The organism is Sphingomonas sp. PP-CE-3A-406 (genome assembly GCF_003688625.1).
In the GTDB taxonomy this organism is placed as follows: domain Bacteria; phylum Pseudomonadota; class Alphaproteobacteria; order Sphingomonadales; family Sphingomonadaceae; genus Sphingomonas.
In genome coordinates this window covers 520,713-540,953 of sequence record NZ_RCWY01000003.1, presented here as the reverse complement: position 1 = coordinate 540,953, position 20,241 = coordinate 520,713, and the positions used below count along the sequence as shown (strand labels likewise).

The following is a 20,241-nucleotide window of genomic DNA, read 5'->3' as shown; positions in this document are numbered from 1 at the left end:
ATACTGGCTGGTGGTCCTGAATACTCGCGAGCACCTGAGTATATGGGTCCCCGCCTCCGCGGGGATGACGGGGTTGGTTGGAATGACCGGGCGCAGAGCTTCACCCCCGCCAGATCAGAAGAACAGCTTGCGGATGCTGAGCCTTACCGTGCGGCCTAGCGGATCGAGGTAATCCGGCTGATAGCTGTTCGGCGTCGCGCCGGTCGCGTCGGTGACGCGCTGGCGGGTGTTGAGGATATTGGTGACCGCAAGGCTCACGCGCATGCCGCGCAGCCACGGATGCACCTTTACCCATTCGAGACGCTGCCCGAGATCCGCGAACAGCCGTGCGTTGGCGGTCGCGAGCCCGCCGAAGTTGAGCGTCTCGGGTGCGGCCAGCGTGCCGCCGTTGACGCGCGTCCCGCTCGCATATTGCGCCGACAGCCGGACGCCGACGCCGTTGTTGCTGTAGCCGGCCTGCGCCTCGAGTTCGTGGCGCGACTGGCCACCGCTGCTGCCGATCGCATCGCCGTTGAGCAGGTTCAGGCTCGGTCCGCCATCCGCGACGAGCACCCGGTCGGTGAAATGCCAGGTGTGGTAGAACGCGAATTGCAGTCGCCCGCCCGCCTGCCCGCGCCCGCCGCCACCGAAACGGCCACCACCACCAGGACCGCCGCCACCGGGCCCGCCACCACCGGGGCCGCCGCCACGGCCACCTTCGCGGGGTCCGGCGCCTCGCGTGCCATCGCCGCCCGCGCCATCGGGTCGACGAAAGCCGCCGGGGGGCTGCAGACCCTCGAACGGATTGGGGCCGGTGCCGGCGCGATACGCCTCCAGCTCCCTCTGGATCTTCGATTTGAGCGGCGCGGAGAAATTGATCCCCCAGCGCAATTCGGAGCGTTCGCTGCGCGCGAAATTGATCGGACGACTATCGACCTGGAGCAGATTGCCGCTCGCATCGCGGGTAAAGCGATCGGGGAACGCCGCCTCGATCGATGCGGTCGCGCTCGGGAACGCGGCGATCGGATTGTCGACGCGGCTCGAGACATAGTTCGCGGTGAAGGTGAGGTCCTTCTTGCTCCACGGCTTCAGCGTCAGGCCGAGCTTGCGGACGTGGTTGTTGTCCGAGACCAGCGCCGGATTGCCGCCACTGATCGTCGTGACCGTCGCGGTGGTGCCGCGGACGTAATCGAAGATGCGGACGTTGGGCGTCGTGATCGACGGATTGCCGAGCTGCTGCGCAGTCGGTGCCTCGTCGGTATCGGTGACCGACGCGATCAGCCGCACGCCATCGATCGGCGACCAGTTCGCACCATAGCCGAGCGTCGTCAGCGTCCCGAGGTCCGACAGATGGTCCTCCGCCAGATTGAAGTTCGCCGACAACGTCCCGAGGAACGGCAGCACATCCTTGCCGCGGCTCGAGATCGGCACGTCGATGTTGACCTGGCCATCAACGGTGTCGCGCGACACCTGCCCGCGCTGCGCGAGGCCGGCGCGGTAGGAGCGGCTGTCGAAGTCCGCGGTCTGGCCGCCGAGCTTGATCGTCGTCGAGACGGCCCCCGCGGGCAGGTTGAACACCGTGCCGTTGAGCACCGCGTCGATCTCGCCGGTGTTCTGCGTCGCATAGGCACGATTGCCGGGCGCGGCGCCGATGTCGCTCGCCGACAGTCGTGCGAACGGGTTGCCGGTCGGATCGCCGGCGTTCAGTCGCGCCTGGAATGCGCTCGAATCGACGCCCGTATCGGTGAAGGTCTGCGTATCGCTGCGATCGTAATTGCCCGTGACGTTCCAGCGCCACGTGCCGAGGTCGCCGTTGAGCGTGGTGCCGAGATGCGCCGAGATCGACGAGACGCGTTGCGCGAGCGGCAGGAAGCCTTCGTCGTCGAGCGCCCGGTTGACGGTCGTGCCGTCGGCGAGCGTGAGCCTGGCTATGGGCAGCCCGTTGAGGCCGCGGCTGTCGGTCGATTCGAGCCGGGCGTTGATCGTCGCGCCGACGTTACCGAAGATGTTGCGCGCATAGACGCTGTTCGCGGTGAAGGTGTTCGTCGCGGCTTGCAGCGTGCGATACGGGGTCGGGTCGACGACTGCACCGTTGGCGCCGACCGCGGTGCTGCCTGTGCCGGTCGACGTCGGAACGATATCGCGCTCGGCTTCGGTCAGGGCCGACGACGAGGTGTATTCGGCGTGCAGGTTGACCCGGCGATCGCGCGCGATGCTGAGCAGGTCGAGCTTGCCGTCGGGCGAATTGCTGCCCCCCTCGGTCGGCATCGTGTCGACGCCCTCGACGGTGACCGCGCGGAAGCGGCGGCGCAGGACGAAGTTCACGACCTTCTGATCGGCGCGATAGCCGTATTTGAGCGCGACTTCCTCGGGCAGGATCTCGACGCGCTGGATCGCCTCGGTCGGAATGTCGCGGATCTCGGAGAAGCTCGAGATGCGGCGACCGTTGAGCAGCACGACCGGCGCGCCGCCGCTGCCGCGTCCGCTGGTCGTCTGCGGGCTGAGTTCGCTCAACAGGTCGGAGATCGAGCTGACGCCGTAGGAGCGGATCTCGGACTGGCCGATCGTCTGGTCGGGCGGGATATCGCCGATCACCGACCCGCGTGGCTTGCGCGATCCGGTGACGACGATCTCTTCCGAATCGGCCGCCTCGTCCTGTTCCGCCGCCTGCGCCTCGGCAGCAGCAGGCGCTGGCGCAACAGATTGGGGCGCAACAGATTGTGGCGGAGCAGACTGTGCCGCGGTCGGCACCGCAGCCGTTGACGTCAATGCGGGCGCGTCAGGCGCGGGTGCCTGTTGCGCCATCGCCAGCGTGGGCATGCTCGCCGCCAGCATCAGACCCATAATACGCATACCGTCACACCCCTTCGACCGATCGACTGATCGCATGCAGCGCCTAGCCGCCAATTGTCGCAGGAATATGCCGGCTCAGCGCGTCATGTGCGCGTCCATGTCTTCGAGCGCGATTCCCTTGGTCTCGGGGAAATAGAGCAACACCGTGACGAACTGCACCGCCATCATCGCCGCGAACACCAGGAACGGCACGCCGGCCGACCATGCCGCGGCGATCGGGAAGGCCTGCGCGATCACCGCGTTCCAGCCCCAATGGCTCGACGAGCCGATGCTCGACCCGCGCGCACGGACGTTCTGCGGGAACACTTCGGAGATATAGACCCAGATCACCGCGCCGGAGCCGGGCGCGAAGAACATGATGAACACGATCAGCGACGGCAACAGCAGCCAGCTCGGCAGCACGCCGAGCAATGCAAGCCCCCCGACCGTCAACGCGGCGGTCATCCCGGCCGAGCCCCAGAGCAGCAGCGTGCGCCGACCGATCCGGTCGATCAGTAGCATCCCGAGCAGCGTGAACACCATGTTGGCGACACCGATCATCACCGCCTGCAGATCGGGCGAGAGGCTCCCGCCCGACGCCTTGAAGATGTCGTTGAGGTAATAGAGGAACGCGTTGATCCCGCTGAACTGGTTGAACATCGCCACCAGGAAGGCGAGCGTGATCGGCTTGCGGTGCCGCGTCCACGACAAGTGCCCGTCGCCCTTCGGCACATCGAGTTCGGCCTTGGCGACGTCCGGACTCATGCCGATCGTCGCGAGCACGTCCTTCGCCTCCGCATCGCGCCCCTTGGTCAGGAGCCAGCGCGGCGAGTTGGGGATGCGGAACAGCAGCGCGAAGAACACCAGCGACGGCAACGCGACGATCCCGAGCTTCCACCGCCATTCGGTATCGCCGAGATCGAGCGCGCCGATCACTGCGTTCGAGACATAGGCGAGCAGGATGCCGAGGATCACCGCGAACTGGAACCCGCCGACCATCTTCCCGCGCTGCGCAGGCGGGGCGAGCTCGGCGATATAGGCGGGCGCCAACACCGACGACCCACCGATCGCGATGCCGATGACGAAGCGGAAGCCGATGAAGCTGTACCAGTCCCACGCCAGCGCGCAGCCCAGCGCGGTGACGATGTAGAGGAAGGCCAGCATCCGCAGCACGTTGCGACTGCCGTAGCGATCGCCGAGCGTGCCGACGAACATCGCGCCGATCAACGTCCCCCACAGCGCCGACGACACGGTGAAGCCCAGCCACGCTTCGCTGAGCGCGAACTTCGCCTTCAACGCCCCGGTGACACCGGCGATGACCGCGGTGTCGAAACCGAACAACAGCCCGGCGAGCGCGGCGGTGGCGACGCTGGCGATCAGGACGGTATGCGGCGAGGAAGAGGCGGAGGCGCTCGTGCGCGGCGGTCGGGTCGTTGGCGTCATGATCCCCGTGTCGAACACTTCGCCGATCGCGGCAAGGCCGATGCACGCCGTTTCGACACGCGAAAACACCCGATTCAGGTTCTTCAAAACGCATTAACGAATGCCGGCCTAGCCCCGTCGCGTAACTAGCGGAAAGGGCGCGACATTGAGGACCGGGTTCACCAGATTGCTGATCGCCACGGCGGCGTTCGCGATGCCGTCGTCGGCATGGGCAGCCTGCACGGTCGCCGATCCCGCCTCGACCGCGCTCGGCACCTTTTCGCCCAATGCGCTGCTCGGCGGCGCGCCACCCTATGTACCGGTACTGGGAGGGTTCGACTGCCCCGCCACGACGATCTCGCTGCTGTCCGGTAACTTCCTGCGCGCGACCGTCACGAGCGCGGACGGCTTCAAGCTGACCTCGACCAACCCCCTGAATACGGTCACCGCGAAATACGTCATTGCCGCGGATGGCGCGGGCGCGAACCCGTTCACCGCGGGAACCCCGTTCGTCTACATGAACGGTACGCTCGTCAACCTGCTCGGGCTGCTCGGCGGATCGGCGCGCAACGTGAAGGTCTATGTCCGTCCATCGTCCGCCGCCGCGGTCGCGCCGGGCACCTACAAGGGCAATTTCAAGATCGCCTGGGAATGGCGCTTCTGCGATCTGCTCGGCGCGCTGGGACTCTGTGTCGGCACTCTCGACGCCAGTCCCACGACGATTCCCGTCGCCAACGTGGCGGTGACGATGATCGTCACGGCCAAGCCGTTCACCGTGTCGATCGTCACGCACACGACATGGGATCCCCAATCCACGACCGGCAACCCGCGCGCGATCCCAGGCAGCAAACAGCGTACGACGATCACGCTCACCAACCCCGATATCATCGCGATCGATGCCAATTCGCTCAACATCGTCCTGCCGACGCCGAACCGCGGCGCCGTGGCGCTCGACGGCGACGGCACCGCGTCGCCCACCTTCGTCAAGACTGCCGAGGGATCGCCCGCCTCGTCGCTCGCCGTCACCTATAGCACGCCTGCGAGCACCACCGACGATGTCGATTTCTCGGAGAACGGCGGCACCAGCTGGACCTACGATCCGACCACGACGCCGAAGGCGGTCACCAACGTCCGCGTTCGCCCACGCGGGACGATGGCGGCGGGATCGAGCTTCAGCGTGTCGCTGCCCTACGTCCTGTTCTGAACCCCTGCCTGATCCGCCGTCTGATCGGGTTGCGGCGCCGCAGGATCGGTCCCGACGATCGACGGCAGCGACCCGACCAGTTCCATCTTGGTCGCGGTCGTCCCGACCTCGATCCCCGCCTCGCGGAACTGGCGGAGCAGCGTGAACAACAACTCGCTGCGGATCGGATAGGCATCGCGCGGGCTCGCCACATACGCGAAGCAGTTGAACTTGGCGCGCCCCGCATCGATCGAATCGATGAAGACCTTGGCTTCGGGATCGTCGAGCACCTCGTGCTTCTCGGCGAATGCGGCGAACAGCATCGCCCGCACCGCATCGAGATCCTCCTCGAGCGGTACCGAGAATTGCAGCTGGATCCGGCCGATCGGCGCGGCCAGCGTCATGTTCTGGATCGTCTTGGTGATCAGTTCCGAATTCGGCACGATCAATGTCGAGCGATCCGCCACCTGGATCTCGGTAGAGCGCACGTTGATCCGCTTCACGTCGCCCTCCATGTTGCCGATCCGGACGAGATCGCCGATCTTGACCGGGCGCTCGGCGAGCAGGATCAGCCCCGAGACGAAGTTCTGCGTGATCGCCTGAAGACCGAAGCCGATCCCGACCGACAGCGCGCCAAGCACGACGGCCAGCTTCTCCATGCCGATCCCGAGCGCGCCGAGCGACCACAGCACCGCGGCGATGATTCCCGCATAGCGCGCGACCATCGTCACCGAATTCTGCGCGCCCGCGTCCATCGCGGTGGTCGGCAGATAGCTGTTCACCAGCCAGTGCTGCAGCCCGCGCATGATCGCCAGCGCGACGAACAGCACGACCAGCGAGCGCAACACCGCGCCCGGCGAGATCGTGACCTGGCCGACCGTGATACCGTTCGCGACCGTCCCGAACAGCTCGAACGCCGAGCCGACGCCCGCCCCGAACGGCGCCATCACCGCGCCGACCGCAAGCAGGATCAGCAACAGCCGCAGCACCGCCGACAGCAGCACGCCGATCTGGTCGACGGTCTTGTTGTCGACCCCGAACCCGCTGTTCGCCGAGCGCCCGAGACGGTTGCCGCTCGACAGCAACGTCCGGCACGCATCGTCGGTGAAGGTCATCATCAGGTACAGCGTCGCACCGACGATCGCCCCCCACAGCAGCCACGTCGCAACCTTGAACGCGAAATTCACGTAGCCGATCAGGCCGGCGATCAGCGTCACGAGCAGGACCAGCCAGACCAGCGTCGCGACGATCGCGAGCAGTGTGTTGCGCGCGGGCTTGGTCGGGTCGGGCAACGCCGCGGCGCGCAACCGGCCGAGCGTCACCAGGATTGCGCCGAGCACCATGATATGGAGCAGCGCGACGGCCGCGTTGGCCGCACTCGACGCGGGCGCGCTGATGCCGATCAGCAGGTTGGTCGCGATCAGCAACTGCCCGAAGAAGATCAGCGCCGCCGCCATCCAGCTATACGGCCGAAGCGCCTGCGCCGCGGCATCGCCGATCGGCAGCAACCGCCACGTCGACTGACCGCGCAACAGCAGCGCGCCGCCGAGCGACGACACGAACGCGCAGAACCACGCCAGGCCGACGAAGATCGCGCCGAACCGGCTCCAGGCGGGCGAGACCAGTCCGCCCCAGCGTAGCGACGCGACGATTGCCCAGGCGGCGAGACCGGGTAAAGCGGTGCCGATCACCACCAGCCACAACGCATAGGCCGAGCGTCGCAGGCGACCGCCGGGCGCATGGTTGGTCGCGTAGCGGCGGCCGACACGGTGCAACCAGCCCCGCAGCGGCACGACCAGCACCAAAGCGGTGAGGATCCCGACCAGCAGGCCGGTCACGGCGTGCATGCCGAACCGCGACGAGAACTGACGCACCTCGGTATTGACGAACCGCATCAGCCGCGCGGAATCACGCGGCAGGTGATCGACGATCGCCGCCCACAAGGTCGGCGACAGCGGCGAGCCGGTGTTTTCGGACAATTGCTGGCCGAGTTCCTCCGCCTCGGCAGCACCGATGTCGTCGATCTGCTGCTTGGCTTCGATCCCGATGAGGCGCGCGCGCTTGATCGCCGAGTCGATCGCCGACTGGCTCTGCGCGAGGAGCTTGCGTTGCTGGCGGATCTCGGGCGCTTCGACGACGCCGGGGGTGGCGGCGCCGAGTTCGGTCACGCGCGCCTGGACCAGCGCCATCTCCGGGGTGAGCGTGCGGACCGCGTCGGCGGCGGTCGCCTGGACCGCCTGCGCGCGATCCCGCAACGCCTGCCGCGCCTTGTCGTCACGCGCCGCGGGCGTGGCGTCGTCGATCGCCTGGAGCTCGGCCGAGGCTTGCGTCAGGCTGGCAGCGACGGTCGCGACCTTGGGCTCGTCCTGCGCGATCGCGGGGAGCGCGGTTATCAGGAGGAGGAGTGCGGCGAGGTAACGGAGGAGGGTCATCCGGGGTGCTGTACAGCGATGGGGCGGGAAACGGGAGGGGTGCAGAGATCGGGTTGGGACGCAGCACGGCCGCCGCTGTTTTCGGGAGTGGCTCAGGATGAGCGCTTGCCCATCACACGCCCAACTCAACGAAGAGATATACCACCCCGGCGAAGGCCGGGGTCCAGTTAGAGAGGTCGCAGTAACAGAGCGGCGTCCTCGATCACCGGCCGCTCCTAACTCCACCCCGGCCTTCGCCGGGGTGGAGTTAGGGGAACGCAAGCGCGCGCATACGATCGTCACCCGTGCACCCTTGTTCTCCCGCGAAGGCGGGGGCCCAGACTGGGTCCCCGCCTTCGCGGGGAAACCACGGCGCCGTCCATGGCCACGTGGTCACGATCAGGAACGCGCCCTCCACCCTAGTCCGTCACCCCGGCGGAGGCCGGGGCCCACCGACCCGCATACTCAGTTTTATCGGATATGCGGAACGGTGGATGCCGGAACGAGTCCGGCATGACGGGATGGGAGGGGTACTAGCTGGAGCAGAACTGGACGGCGCCTCGCTCAGTCCAGCTCGAGGATAACCTGATCCACCGCCAAGCTATCCCCCGTCTTTGCCGCAACCGACTTCACCGTGCCCGTTTTCTCGGCACGCAGGATGTTCTCCATCTTCATCGCCTCGACCACCGCGAGCGCCTGCCCCGCCTCGACCTTGTCGCCCGCCGCGACGTCGAGCCGCACCAGCAACCCCGGCATCGGGCAGATCAGGAACTTCGACAGATCGGGCGCGACCTTCTCGATCAGGTGCGCGGTGTAGGGCGCGACGCGAGCGGGGAGCACGCGGGCGACATGGCTCGCCCCTCGCGCGGTAAGCTTGAAGCCGGCGCGGGCCTTGGCGATGCGAATCGTGAGATGCTCGTCGCCATCGGCTCCATGACCATCGGCGACCACCATGCGATCGCCGGGCGTATATTCGAGCGACAGGTCGAGGTCCTCGGCGTCTACCGCGATGCCGTCGGTCGAGACTGTCACCGCATGGTCGATCTTGTCGATCGTCACTACCCAGTCGGCGGGCGGGCGGAGGCGCTTGCCGAGCTGGCCATCGATGCGGCGGGCGCGGTCGGCCTCCGCAGTCGCGGCGAAGGCGGCAACCGCGGCGAGCGTCTTCAGCAGTTCGGCATCCGCGGGGGCGCCGTGGAAGCCGTCGGGATATTCCTCGGCGATGAAGCCGGTGGTGAGCGCACCCGACTGGAAGCGCGGGTGCTGCATGATCGCCGAGAGGAAATCGATGTTGTTGCCCGGACCTTCCAGCTCGAACGCGTCGAGCGCGGCGATCTGCGCGGCGATCGCGCCCTCGCGGGTGGGCGCCCAGGTGATGAGCTTGGCGATCATCGGGTCGTAGAACATGCTGACCTCGCCGCCCTCGCGGACGCCGTCGTCGACACGGACTCGGGGTTCCGCGGACTCCGCCACCCCTTCCCCGTTCGTGCTGAGCGAAGTCGAAGCACCTCCGCTCGGGGCATACCCTTCGACTTCGCTCAGGGCGAACGGAAGGGGCGGATTGTAACGGACCAAGCGACCGATCGACGGCAGGAACCCACGATACGGGTCCTCCGCATACACACGGTTCTCGATCGACCAGCCGTTGAGCTTCACGTCATCCTGCGTGAACCCGAGCGGTTCACCCGCAGCGACACGGATCATTAGTTCGACGAGATCGAGCCCGGTAATCTCCTCCGTCACGGGATGCTCGACCTGAAGCCGGGTGTTCATCTCGAGGAAGTAGAACCCCTCCCCCGTCGTATCCGCGCCCGAGACGATCAGCTCGACCGTTCCCGCCGAATAATAGCCCACAGCCTGCGCGAGAGCGACCGCCTGCTCGCCCATCGCTTTACGCATCTTCGGCGTGACGAACGGCGACGGCGCCTCCTCGACGACCTTCTGGTGACGCCGCTGGATCGAGCATTCGCGCTCGTTAAGATAGACGATGTTGCCGTGCTGGTCGCCGATCAGCTGGATCTCGATATGGCGCGGGCTCTCGATGAACTTCTCGATAAACACGCGGTCGTCGCCGAAGCTGGCGAGCCCCTCGCGCTTGGTCGCCTCGAAGCCTTCGCGGACGTCCTGTTCGCTGTACGCCAGCCGCATGCCCTTGCCGCCGCCGCCGGCCGACGCCTTCATCATCACCGGATAGCCGATGCCGCCGGCGATCTCGACCGCGTGATCGGTGCTGTCGATTTCGCCGAGATACCCCGGGACGACGTTGACGCCCGCGGCCTTGGCGAGCTTCTTCGACTCGATCTTGTCGCCCATCGCGGCGATCGCGCCCGGCGGCGGGCCGACGAATGCGATCCCGGCCTCGGCGCACGCCAGCGCAAAACTCTCGCGCTCGGAGAGGAAGCCGTAGCCCGGATGGATGCAGTCCGCGCCGGTTTCCTTGGCCGCGAGCAATATAAGCTCGGCCTTGAGATAGCTTTCGGCGGCGGGTGCCGGCCCGAGCCGGACGGACTCGTCGGCCATCAGCACATGCGGCGCGCGCGCGTCGGCGTCGGAATAGACCGCGACGGTCTTGATGCCCATCGCCTTGGCGGTCCGCATGACGCGGCATGCGATCTCGCCACGATTGGCGACCAGGATTTTCTTGAACATCACTCGTGTTCCACTCGCTTTAAATATGCAGTCCGTTCGCGGGTGAGGCGTGCAAGACACTGCCCGGCGATCATCGGTTCACCGGATCCGCCCCTCATTTCCTGGCCTTCGACGGCGCATTGCGCATCGCGATACGCAATCCAGGCGCGCTGGGCGGCGGTCAACGCCGCCACATAGGTCGTCACACCATCCATCGGGTTCGCTTTGTCGAGATCACGCCGCCGGGCCAAAGTTCTGCGCCACTGAGCGTTCAGTTGCGCATCAGCCTTATAGTAATCCTCGTACGCGCACCGCGTCATCGTCGATTGATCGAGCGGGTTCGCACAGGTGTTGGGAGGCATTCCCCCAACCTGCGCCAGAACGATCGCGACGACTCCTATCACTCCGCCGCGGCCCGCATCGGCTCGGGGCCGACCATCGGTTTCATTCCCAGCTTCGCTAGCAGCGTCGCATCCGCGCTGTCGCCGGCGTTGCCGGTGGTCAGCAGCTTGTCGCCGGTGAAGATCGAGTTCGCGCCCGCCATGAAGCACAGCGCCTGGGTCGCCTCGGACATGCTCTCGCGGCCCGCAGACAATCGCACCATGCTCAGCGGCATCGTGATCCGCGCGACGGCGACCGTCCGGACGAACTCGATGTCGTCGATCTGCGCCATCGGCGTGCCGGCGAGCATGTCGCCGAGTGGCGTGCCCTTGACCGGGACCAGCGCGTTGACGGGCACGCTCTCGGGGTGGCGCGGCAGCGTGGCGAGTGCGTGGACGAAGCCGACACGGTCGCTGCGCGTCTCGCCCATCCCGACGATCCCACCGCAGCAGACCGAGATCCCTGCATCGCGCACGTTCGCCAGCGTCTCCAGCCTATCGCCGAAGGTACGCGTGGTGATGACGTTGCCGTAATTCTCGGGCGAGGTGTCGATGTTGTGGTTGTAGTAATCGAGGCCAGCGTCGGCGAGCTGCTTGGCCTGATCCGCGTCGAGCATGCCGAGCGTCATGCACGTCTCGAGCCCCATTGCGCGGACGCCTTCGACCATCGCGACGACCTTCGGCATGTCGCGCGGCTTGGGGTTGCGCCACGCGGCGCCCATGCAGAAACGCTGCGAGCCGGCGGCCTTGGCCTGCGCGGCATCGGCAAGGACGGCATCGACGTCCATCAGCTTTTCCGCCTTCAGGCCGGAGTCGGACGACGCGGACTGCGAGCAATAGCCGCAATCCTCGGGGCAGCCGCCGGTCTTGATCGAGAGCAACGTGCACAACTGGACCTCGCTGACCGCGTGGTGCGCGCGGTGGACGGTCTGCGCGCGGAACATGAGTTCGTCGAAGGGGAGATCGAACAGCGCGGCGATTTCCGGACGGGTCCAGTCGATCCGCGTGTTCTCCTGCGCACGCAGGAGCCCAGGGTCGCGAACGCTCCGCTCTGAACACTGGGCTCCTGCGTGCGCAGGAGAACGGAGAAGGGTATCGGTCATTCGGCGGCTTCCTCTTGCGGGCCCATGTTGTGGCCGAGGAGTTTCAGCACCTCCTCGGCGGCCTGGATCAGGTTGGTGCCGGGGCCGAAGATCGCCTGGACCCCGGCATCGCGCAGCGCCTGATAGTCCTGTGCCGGGATAACGCCACCCGCGATCACCTTGATATCCGCGCGGCCCGCCTCGCGGAGATAGCCGATCAGCTCGGGGATCAGCGTCTTGTGGCCGGCGGCGAGCGACGAGGCGCCGACGATGTCGACATCCTTCTCCAGCGCGAGCGCGGCGGCTTCGGCGGGGGTCTGGAACAGCGGGCCGGGGACGATCTCGAAGCCCAGGTCGCCGAACATCGACGAGACGAGATTGGCGCCGCGATCATGGCCGTCCTGGCCCATCTTGGCGACGAGCATGCGCGGTTTGCGACCCATCCGGCGCTCGGTCGCCTCGACGCCATCGGTGAGGCGGGTCCAGCGCGCGTCGTCCTCGTAGGCGCCGCCGTAGATGCCGGAGACGGGGGTGGGTTGCGTGCCATAGCGGCCGAACACGTCCTCCATCGCGGAGGAGATTTCGCCGAGCGTAGCGCGGGCTCGGGCGCATTCCACGGCGAGCGCGAGAAGGTTGTCGGAGCCCTTCGCCCCTTCACGCAAAGCATCGAGCGCAGCCCGGCACGCCGCCTCGTCGCGCGTGGCCTTTACGCGGTTGATTCGTTCGATCTGGCCCGCCCTCACCGCGACGTTGTCCACGTCGAGGATCTCGATCGCGTCCTGTTCGGCGAGCTTGTACTTGTTGACGCCGACGATGACGTCCTCGCCGCGATCGACGCGCGCCTGGCGGCCGGCGGCGGCTTCCTCGATCATCGCCTTGGGCCAGCCTGCGGCGACCGCCTTCGCCATGCCGCCTTCGGACTGGATCCGCTCGATCAGCGCCCATGCGCCGTCGACCAGCGACTGCGTCAGGCTCTCGATATAATAGCTGCCACCGAGCGGATCGACGACCTTGGTCATCCCCGTCTCTTCCTGGATCACGATCTGCGTGTTGCGCGCGATCCGTGCCGAGAAGTCGGTCGGCAGCGCGATCGCCTCGTCGAGCGCGTTGGTGTGGAGCGACTGCGTGCCGCCCAGCATCGCCGCCATCGCCTCGATCGTCGTGCGCATGACGTTGTTGTACGGATCCTGCTCGGTGAGCGAGACGCCGCTGGTCTGGCAATGCGTACGCAGCATCTTCGAGCGCTCGTCCTGCGCGCCGAGCTGCGTCATCGCGCGATGCCAGAGGACGCGGGCGGCGCGGAGCTTGGCGATTTCCATGAAGAAGTTCATGCCGATCGCGAAGAAGAACGACAGACGCCCGGCGAACTTGTCGATGTCGAGCCCGGACGCGACGCCGTATTTCACATATTCCATGCCGTCGGCGATCGTGAAGGCGAGCTCGTGGAGCTGCGTCGCCCCCGCCTCCTGCATGTGATAGCCGCTGATCGAGATGCTGTTGAACTTGGGCATCTCGCGGCTGGTGTAGCCGAAGATATCCGAGATGATCCGCATGCTCGGCTCGGGCGGGTAGATGTAGGTGTTGCGGACCATGAACTCCTTGAGGATGTCGTTCTGGATGGTCCCGTCGAGCAGTTTTCGGTCGACGCCCTGCTCCTCGCCGGCGACGATGAAGAAGGCGAGGATTGGAATCACCGCGCCGTTCATGGTCATGCTGACCGACATCTTGTCGAGCGGGATGCCGTCGAAGAGGATCTTCATGTCCTCGACCGAGTCGATCGCGACGCCTGCCTTGCCGACGTCGCCGGTGACGCGGGGGTGGTCGCTGTCGTAGCCGCGGTGCGTGGCGAGATCGAACGCAACGCTCAGGCCCTTCTGGCCGGCGGCGAGGTTGCGGCGGTAGAACGCGTTCGAGGCTTCTGCGGTGGAGAAGCCGGCGTACTGGCGGATCGTCCACGGGCGGCCGGCGTACATGGACGCGCGGACACCGCGGGTGAAGGGCGCAAAACCTGGGAGGCCGGGGTCTTCGCGCACGTCTTCCGCGGTGTAGAGCGGCTTGACGTCGATGCCTTCGGGGGTTGGCCAGGTGAGGTCGGCGCCTTTGACTTCCTTGGCGGCGAGCGCCTGCCAATCGGCGAGAGTGGGGTTCGGTTTGTCAGTCATAAGTTTGCACCACCCCGGCGGAGGCCGGGGCCCAGTTGGAAAGGTCGAGGTAAGGCAGCGCGGCACCAGCCAATCGACCGTTGCCCAACTGGGCCCCGGCCTTCGCCGGGGTGGTGCCTTCCAAGAAAGTCATTTCCCCGTGAACACCGGCTTGCGCTTTTCCAGGAACGCGCGACCGCCTTCGATCGAGTCCGCAGACCCGCGCGCGTCTCGCTGGTTGGCTGCCTCGGCCTGCATCGCGGTTGCGTAATCTGTCTCGTACGCAGCCGTAATCGCCCGCCGCATCAACCCCAGCGCGACCGTCGGCATCGCCGCCAGCCGCTCGGCCAGCGCGAACGCTTCGGCATCCAGCGCGTCGTCCGCCACGACCTTATGCACCATTCCCCAGTCGAGCGCCTTCGCCGCCGGAACCCGCTCGCCGAGCATCATCATCTCGGTCGCCCGCGCCTTGCCGATCAGCCGCGGCAGCATCCACGACGCGCCGCCATCCGGCACCAGCCCAATGTTCACGAACGCCTGGAGGAAATACGCGCTCTCGCTGGCGACACAGAAATCGGTGGCGAGCGCGAGGCTGCACCCGATCCCCGCCGCCGGTCCGCGCACTGCGCTCACTACCGGCACAGACAGCTCGGCGATCGCCGCCATCGTCGGGTTATAGCTGCCGGTCAGCGCCGCGAACGTCGCCTCGCCCGGATTGTCCGAGCCGAGCGCGCCGCCCCCGACGTCCGCCCCCGAGCAGAACGCGCGGCCAACACCGGCGATCAGCACCGCGCGCGCACCATCCAGATCGCTCAGCGCCGCGCGCAACTCCTCGAACATCGCCGGTGGCGCGGCGTTCAGCCGGTCGGGCCGGTTCAGCGTCAGCACCAACACGTCGCCGCGCCGCTCGCTCAGGATATGCTCGTACGCGGCCATCAGATCTCTCCTAGTGCGCGCCGGTATCGCCCGGCGTCTCCATCAACTCGACCAGCATGCCGCCAAAGTCCTTCGGGTGCACGAACACGATCGGCGTGCCATGCGCGCCGATCCGCGGTTCGCCCAACACGGTCGCGCCCTTCGCCTTCAGGTCGGCGACCGCGGCGGCGATATCGGCCACCTCGAAGCAGACATGATGCTGCCCGCCGGCCGGATTTTTCCGCAGGAATCCCGCGATCGGCGAACGCTCGTCATACGGCTCGATCAACTCGATCTGCGTGTTCGGCGCATCGACGAAGCACACTTTGACGCCCTGCGCGGGCAGGTCGAACGGCTCGCCGATCGCGGTGGCGCCGAGCAGCAGGCGATACGTCTCGACCGACTTCGCGATCGACGGTGTCGCGACCCCGACATGGTTGAGGCGGCCCAGCGTCGCGGTCATCCTTCGATCCTCGGGCTGTCAGGCGCACGGCGCGCCATGGCCGCGCCCTCGATCAGGCCTTCGATGCGGCTGACGCGTTCGCGCAAGGCGACGTGGCTGTCGGCAAGACGCGCGAGCCCCGCACTCAGCCCCGTGAGTTTCGCGTCGAGCCCATCGAGCCGCTCCTGATACGTCAGCAACGCCTTGACGACGCCGAACGCCTTTTCGGTCGCGCTCATGCGGCGTGGCTCATCGGGACTGGATCGCCCGCCAGCGCACGATCGATCGCTTCCAGCGCGCGGTCGATCGACTGTTCCATCGAATCGATCTTCGCATGCCATTGCGGCAGCATCGCCTCGATCTCCGGCAGGATCAGCGCAAACGCCTTCTCATCCTCCCCGTCGGCGCGATCCTCTACCGCGATATATCGCGTCGAAGCTTCCCGGAGGACATGGCCGACGGATTTACCATTGCTGGCAGCAAAGGCATCAAGCGCTGCCTTATGATCGGGCGAGGTCAAAAACGTCACGCGTTCAGTCTGCATGTCACGACTCCTTATCATGACATGATAATGTGCGGACGATCGTGATACAACGCGTCATTCCGCTGGCTCCGCGGCGGGCTTGGCCGGCACCGGCGGGACGACGCCGAGTGTATAGCCACAGACGCCGAGCACCTGCCGGATCATCGCATCCCCGGTCGGCGCGACGAAGTTTGCCTGCACCGCGAAGTTGGCGCCGTTGGTCGTCTCGACCCGCACCGTCTTCGATTTCACTAGAAAACTGGTCAGCTTGGTGATCGCGGCGGGATCGGCGATGTACGTACCTGTCCCCGGGAACTGCCAATTATAGGTGAATGCGGGGCCGCCATCGAAGCGCACCGCGACCGGCTTATCCGCGCCCGACCCGAGCGGCTGCGGCTGGATGAACTGGATCGACACGATCGGTTCGGACGCGACATCGCATTTCACGACAAACCGCGAGAGCCCGTCATTGCCGGTGACCGAGGCCGAAATGCTGCGCACGCTCGCCGGGTTGGCACGGTCGGCGAGCTTCCAGACCGGCGCGGGTGCGACGATCGCTGCCTGGAGCAGAAGTAGACCGAGCATCACGCGACCACCATCGGCGTACCGGCCAGCACCGCCCGAAGATCGGCATCGTCACCGCGCTGGACGGGCGTCGCCTGCTTCATGGCGACCTCGACCTCGATGATCGTCGTCGCGTTGGCGATCGCCTCGACGGTGAGCGAAGCGGAAGGTTTGTTGTGCATCCTGGTCTCCAGCGCATGAACGCCCGGCGTCACGGTGAGCGCGGCGAAGCGCGGGCTCTTGAGCTGCGTCCGCACCTCGCCGTCGAGATACACGTCGACACCAGCCAGCTTGCCGACAAAGCCGCGGCGGAAGACGATCAATCGCGCCGAACCATCGACCACTGGGGCCAGCGCCGCTTGCCGAGCAGTGCCGCTCGCAAGCGCAACACGCCTGTTGCCGGCAAGCCCGAGATAGATGGCTCCGGCTACCACACCCAGCGAGAGACCGATGATCGGCGACGGCAGCGGCTGACCGCTTCGTCCTGCCGCGGCGGCTGCGAAGAAGGCCAGCACGAACGACGTGAGCATCGCCACGCCGAAGACGATGCCGACGAATATGAGCTGTTTCGACAGTGGCAGTTTCTTCAAGATCGCCTCCCGAGCGACTGGATCGTCACAGCGGGATGTTATCATGCTTCTTCCACGGATTCTCCAGCGCCTTGCCGCGGAGTTTCCGTAGGCCGAGCGCGATGCGGCGGCGGGTCGAGTGGGGCTGGATCACTTCGTCGATGAAGCCCTTCGACGCGGCGACGAACGGGTTGGCGAACCGCGCCTCGTATTCTGCCGTCCGTTCCGCGATCTCTTCCGGCGTCTTGCCGCGGAAGATGATCTCGACCGCGCCCTTCGCGCCCATCACCGCGATCTCGGCGGTCGGCCATGCATAGTTGAGGTCGCCGCGCAGGTGCTTCGAGGCCATCACGTCGTACGCGCCGCCATACGCCTTCCGCGTGATGACGGTGATCTTGGGCACGGTCGCCTCGGCATAGGCGAACAGCAATTTCGCGCCGTGCTTGATGATGCCGTTATGCTCCTGCGCGGTGCCGGGCAGGAAGCCGGGGACGTCGACGAAGGTCACGATCGGGATCTCGAACGCGTCGCAGAACCGCACGAACCGCGCCGCCTTCTTCGACGAATTGATGTCGAGCACACCGGCGAGCACCATCGGCTGGTTCGCGACGAAACCGACCGTGCGGCCTTCGATACGACCGAAGCCGGTGATGATGTTGGCTGCGTGCGCCGGCTGAGTCTCGAAGAAATCGCCTTCGTCGACGGTCTTCCGGATCAGCTCGTGCATGTCGTAGGGCTGGTTCGCCGACGCCGGGATCAGCGTGTCGAGGCTCTCCTCGATCCGGTCCCACTCGTCGGCGGTCGGGCGTTCGGGAACGCCGTCACGGTTCGACGCGGGCAGGAAATCGAAGAAATCGCGCGCCGCGAGCAACGCCTCGATGTCGTTCTCGAACGCGTTGTCGGCGACCGACGTCTTGGTGGTGTGCGTCACCGCGCCGCCGAGCGCCTCCTGCGTCACGACCTCGTTGGTCACCGTCTTGACCACGTCGGGGCCGGTGACGAACATGTAGCTCGAATCCTTCACCATGAAGATGAAGTCGGTCATCGCGGGGCTGTAGACCGCGCCGCCTGCGCACGGTCCCATGATGAGCGAAAGCTGCGGCACGACGCCGGACGCGAGCGCGTTGCGCTGGAACACCTCTGCATAGCCGCCGAGCGAGGCGACACCCTCCTGGATGCGTGCACCGCCGCTGTCGTTGAGGCCGATGATCGGCGCGCCGACCTTCATCGCGCTGTCCATCACCTTGCAGATCTTCTGCGCATGACGTTCGCTCAGGGAGCCGCCGAAGACGGTGAAGTCCTGGCTGAAGACGAAGACGAGGCGGCCGTTGATCGTGCCCGAGCCGGTGACCACGCCGTCGCCGGGGATCACCTGGTCCTGCATGCCGAAATCGACGCAATTGTGCTCGACGTACATGTCGAGCTCCTCGAACGAACCCTCGTCCAGCAGCACGTCAAGGCGCTCCCTCGCGGTGAGCTTACCCTTGGCGTGCTGCGCTGCGATCCGCTTGAGGCCCCCGCCGACTCTGGCGGCTTCGCGGCGGCGTTCAAGCTCTTCGATCGTCGATGACATCGTCTCTCCGTCCTGTTGCTGGCCTTCACAGAGCGGGATGCGATGCGCAAATGCAATATTGCAAACTTGCTGACGTGATGTTTGCAAACTAGACGGAGGCATGACCCTCCCCGCACGTCGCCTCTTCGTCGGACACCGCCTGCGCGACCTGCGCCGCGTCCTCGGGATCAGCCAGGCGGCGATGGCCGCGCGGATCGGGCTGTCGGTGAGCTATCTCTCGCAGATCGAGAATGGCGATCGGCCGGTGACCGAGGGTGTGCTGATCACGCTCGCGCGCGAGTTTCCGGCGGATTGGGGGAGCATCGATGCGGCGGATGATACTGCGTTGCTGATCGCGACGCTGGAGGCGGTGTCGGATACGAGTGTGGAGGCGCCTGCGCTGGACGAGACGGCGGTGCGGCGCGCGGTGAAGCACCAGCCGTTGCTGGCGCAGCGTCTCGTCGCGATGCACGACGCGTATCGGCGCGCGCAGGAGCAGTTGCGCGCGCTGGACGACCGGCTGGTGGCGGGATCGGGGGCGCCGGGGTTGCTGCCGTGGGAGGATGTGCGCGACTGGTTTCATGCGGCGGGGAATTATGTCGATGCGCTCGATCGGCGGGCGGAGGAGATCGGCGAGACACTCGGCGCGGACCGGGTTGCGACACTTGAAGCGCGGCTTGCGGCGCGTGGCGTATCGGTGGCGATCTCCGGCGCGCTCGCCGCTCCGTTGCGCGATTACGACGGCGCGACCTTGCGGCTTGATGGATCGCAACCGGGCGAGACTACCCTGTTCTCGCTCGCGCACCAAGTCGCGCGGCACGAGTTCGGCGACGTCATCGGCGGGATCGTCGCGGCGTCGGAAATGGCGTCGGAAACGGCGCGCGCGCTGCTGACCGCGGGGCTGACCAACTACGCGGCCGGGGCGATCGTCATGCCCTATACGCGCTTCCGCACCGAGGCTCGGAGTGTCCGCCATGACATCGACCGGTTGCGGCGGATCTTCGGGACGAGTTTCGAGCAAACCTGCCACCGGCTCTCGACGTTGCAGAGGCCGGGCGCGCTGGGCATTCCGTTCTTCTTCTGCCGCGTCGACATGGCCGGGAACATCACCAAGCGTCACTCCGCCACGCGGCTCCAGTTCGCACGGTTCGGGGGGGCGTGTCCTTTGTGGATCGTCCACGAGGCGGTGGCGATCCCCGACCGGATCCTGACGCAGTTGATCGAGACCACCGACGGCATCCGCTACGTCTCGATGGCGAAGGGGTTGGTGAAGCCGTCCGAGACGTACACGCGGCCGGCGCGGCGCTATGCGGTGGCGCTCGGGTGCGAAGAGGCGAACGCGTCGGAGTTCATCTATGCCGATGCGCTGGGAACGGGCGGGATCGCGACGCCGATCGGGTCTTCGTGCCGCGTCTGTCTGCGGACGGATTGCGACCAGCGGGCGTTTCCGCCGGCGGCAAGCGGGATACGAGTCGATCCAGATAGGCGTGGAGCAGTGCCGTACGAGGTCATCTAACCTTCGCACCCCTAAATCCGTCATCCCCGCGCAGGCGGGGATCCATACCCTCGGACGGTCCTGACGATCGCAAACGTCAGCCAATATGGGTTCCCGCCTCCG

General features: G+C 66.5%; 16 protein-coding genes. 2 read left to right on the top strand and 14 right to left on the bottom strand.

Annotation, left to right across the window (positions count from 1 at the left end):
- Positions 1 to 114: 114 nt before the first annotated feature.
- A complete protein-coding gene (locus C8J44_RS14450) occupies positions 115 to 2,832 on the bottom strand; it encodes a TonB-dependent receptor plug domain-containing protein (RefSeq protein WP_121905066.1) in 2,718 nt (905 codons plus the stop codon).
- Positions 2,833 to 2,907: 75 nt separating this feature from the next.
- Positions 2,908 to 4,323 carry a sugar porter family MFS transporter gene (locus tag C8J44_RS14445; RefSeq protein WP_259466877.1) on the bottom strand — a complete coding sequence of 472 codons (1,416 nt, stop codon included), beginning with the start codon at positions 4,321 to 4,323 and terminating at the stop codon, positions 2,908 to 2,910.
- Between the two features lie 76 nt (positions 4,324 to 4,399).
- On the opposite strand from C8J44_RS14445, the gene C8J44_RS14440 reads away from it, so the two are divergent.
- Positions 4,400 to 5,437, top strand: a complete 1,038-nt coding sequence (locus C8J44_RS14440; RefSeq protein WP_147453213.1) for a protein CsuE — start codon at positions 4,400 to 4,402, stop codon at positions 5,435 to 5,437.
- On the opposite strand, the gene C8J44_RS14435 is transcribed toward C8J44_RS14440, so the two are convergent.
- The 12 genes from C8J44_RS14435 to C8J44_RS14380 all read right to left on the bottom strand — a co-directional run bounded on the left by C8J44_RS14435 (position 5,422) and on the right by C8J44_RS14380 (position 18,644).
- On the bottom strand, positions 5,422 to 7,848 hold the full coding sequence (locus C8J44_RS14435; protein WP_121905065.1) for a DUF3772 domain-containing protein: 2,427 nt from the start codon (positions 7,846 to 7,848) through the stop codon (positions 5,422 to 5,424). The two genes, C8J44_RS14440 and C8J44_RS14435, sit on opposite strands and share 16 nt — an antisense overlap.
- Positions 7,849 to 8,391: 543 nt before the next feature.
- Positions 8,392 to 10,479, bottom strand: a complete 2,088-nt coding sequence (locus C8J44_RS14430) for an acetyl/propionyl/methylcrotonyl-CoA carboxylase subunit alpha (protein ID WP_121905064.1) — start codon at positions 10,477 to 10,479, stop codon at positions 8,392 to 8,394.
- Positions 10,476 to 10,817, bottom strand: coding sequence for a lysozyme inhibitor LprI family protein (locus C8J44_RS14425; RefSeq protein ID WP_121905063.1), 342 nt, complete (start codon positions 10,815 to 10,817; stop codon positions 10,476 to 10,478). The genes C8J44_RS14430 and C8J44_RS14425 overlap by 4 nt, the downstream gene beginning before the upstream one ends.
- Positions 10,818 to 10,855: 38 nt before the next feature.
- Entirely contained in the window at positions 10,856 to 11,938 is a 1,083-nt protein-coding gene (bioB, locus tag C8J44_RS14420) for a biotin synthase BioB (protein ID WP_121905062.1), read from the bottom strand.
- Positions 11,935 to 14,079, bottom strand: coding sequence for a methylmalonyl-CoA mutase (gene scpA, locus C8J44_RS14415; RefSeq protein ID WP_121905061.1), 2,145 nt, complete (start codon positions 14,077 to 14,079; stop codon positions 11,935 to 11,937). Before scpA ends, bioB begins: the two co-directional genes overlap by 4 nt.
- A 129-nt stretch (positions 14,080 to 14,208) precedes the next feature.
- Positions 14,209 to 14,994: an enoyl-CoA hydratase-related protein gene (locus tag C8J44_RS14410; RefSeq protein ID WP_121905060.1), complete on the bottom strand. Its 786-nt coding sequence runs from the start codon at positions 14,992 to 14,994 to the stop codon at positions 14,209 to 14,211.
- A gap of 10 nt (positions 14,995 to 15,004) precedes the next feature.
- Entirely contained in the window at positions 15,005 to 15,436 is a 432-nt protein-coding gene (gene mce, locus C8J44_RS14405; RefSeq protein ID WP_121905059.1) for a methylmalonyl-CoA epimerase, read from the bottom strand.
- Positions 15,433 to 15,654: a hypothetical protein gene (locus tag C8J44_RS14400; RefSeq protein WP_121905058.1), complete on the bottom strand. Its 222-nt coding sequence runs from the start codon at positions 15,652 to 15,654 to the stop codon at positions 15,433 to 15,435. Before C8J44_RS14400 ends, mce begins: the two co-directional genes overlap by 4 nt.
- Positions 15,651 to 15,959 carry a hypothetical protein gene (locus C8J44_RS14395; protein WP_121905057.1) on the bottom strand — a complete coding sequence of 103 codons (309 nt, stop codon included), beginning with the start codon at positions 15,957 to 15,959 and terminating at the stop codon, positions 15,651 to 15,653. Before C8J44_RS14395 ends, C8J44_RS14400 begins: the two co-directional genes overlap by 4 nt.
- Before the next feature lie 54 nt (positions 15,960 to 16,013).
- Positions 16,014 to 16,523 carry a hypothetical protein gene (locus tag C8J44_RS14390; protein ID WP_121905056.1) on the bottom strand — a complete coding sequence of 170 codons (510 nt, stop codon included), beginning with the start codon at positions 16,521 to 16,523 and terminating at the stop codon, positions 16,014 to 16,016.
- Entirely contained in the window at positions 16,523 to 17,092 is a 570-nt protein-coding gene (locus C8J44_RS14385) for a hypothetical protein (RefSeq protein WP_121905055.1), read from the bottom strand. Before C8J44_RS14385 ends, C8J44_RS14390 begins: the two co-directional genes overlap by 1 nt.
- Positions 17,093 to 17,117: 25 nt before the next feature.
- Positions 17,118 to 18,644 carry an acyl-CoA carboxylase subunit beta gene (locus C8J44_RS14380; RefSeq protein WP_121905054.1) on the bottom strand — a complete coding sequence of 509 codons (1,527 nt, stop codon included), beginning with the start codon at positions 18,642 to 18,644 and terminating at the stop codon, positions 17,118 to 17,120.
- A gap of 100 nt (positions 18,645 to 18,744) precedes the next feature.
- Between C8J44_RS14380 and C8J44_RS14375 the strand changes: the two genes are divergently transcribed.
- On the top strand, positions 18,745 to 20,139 hold the full coding sequence (locus C8J44_RS14375; RefSeq protein WP_121905053.1) for a short-chain fatty acyl-CoA regulator family protein: 1,395 nt from the start codon (positions 18,745 to 18,747) through the stop codon (positions 20,137 to 20,139).
- Positions 20,140 to 20,241: the final 102 nt, after the last annotated feature.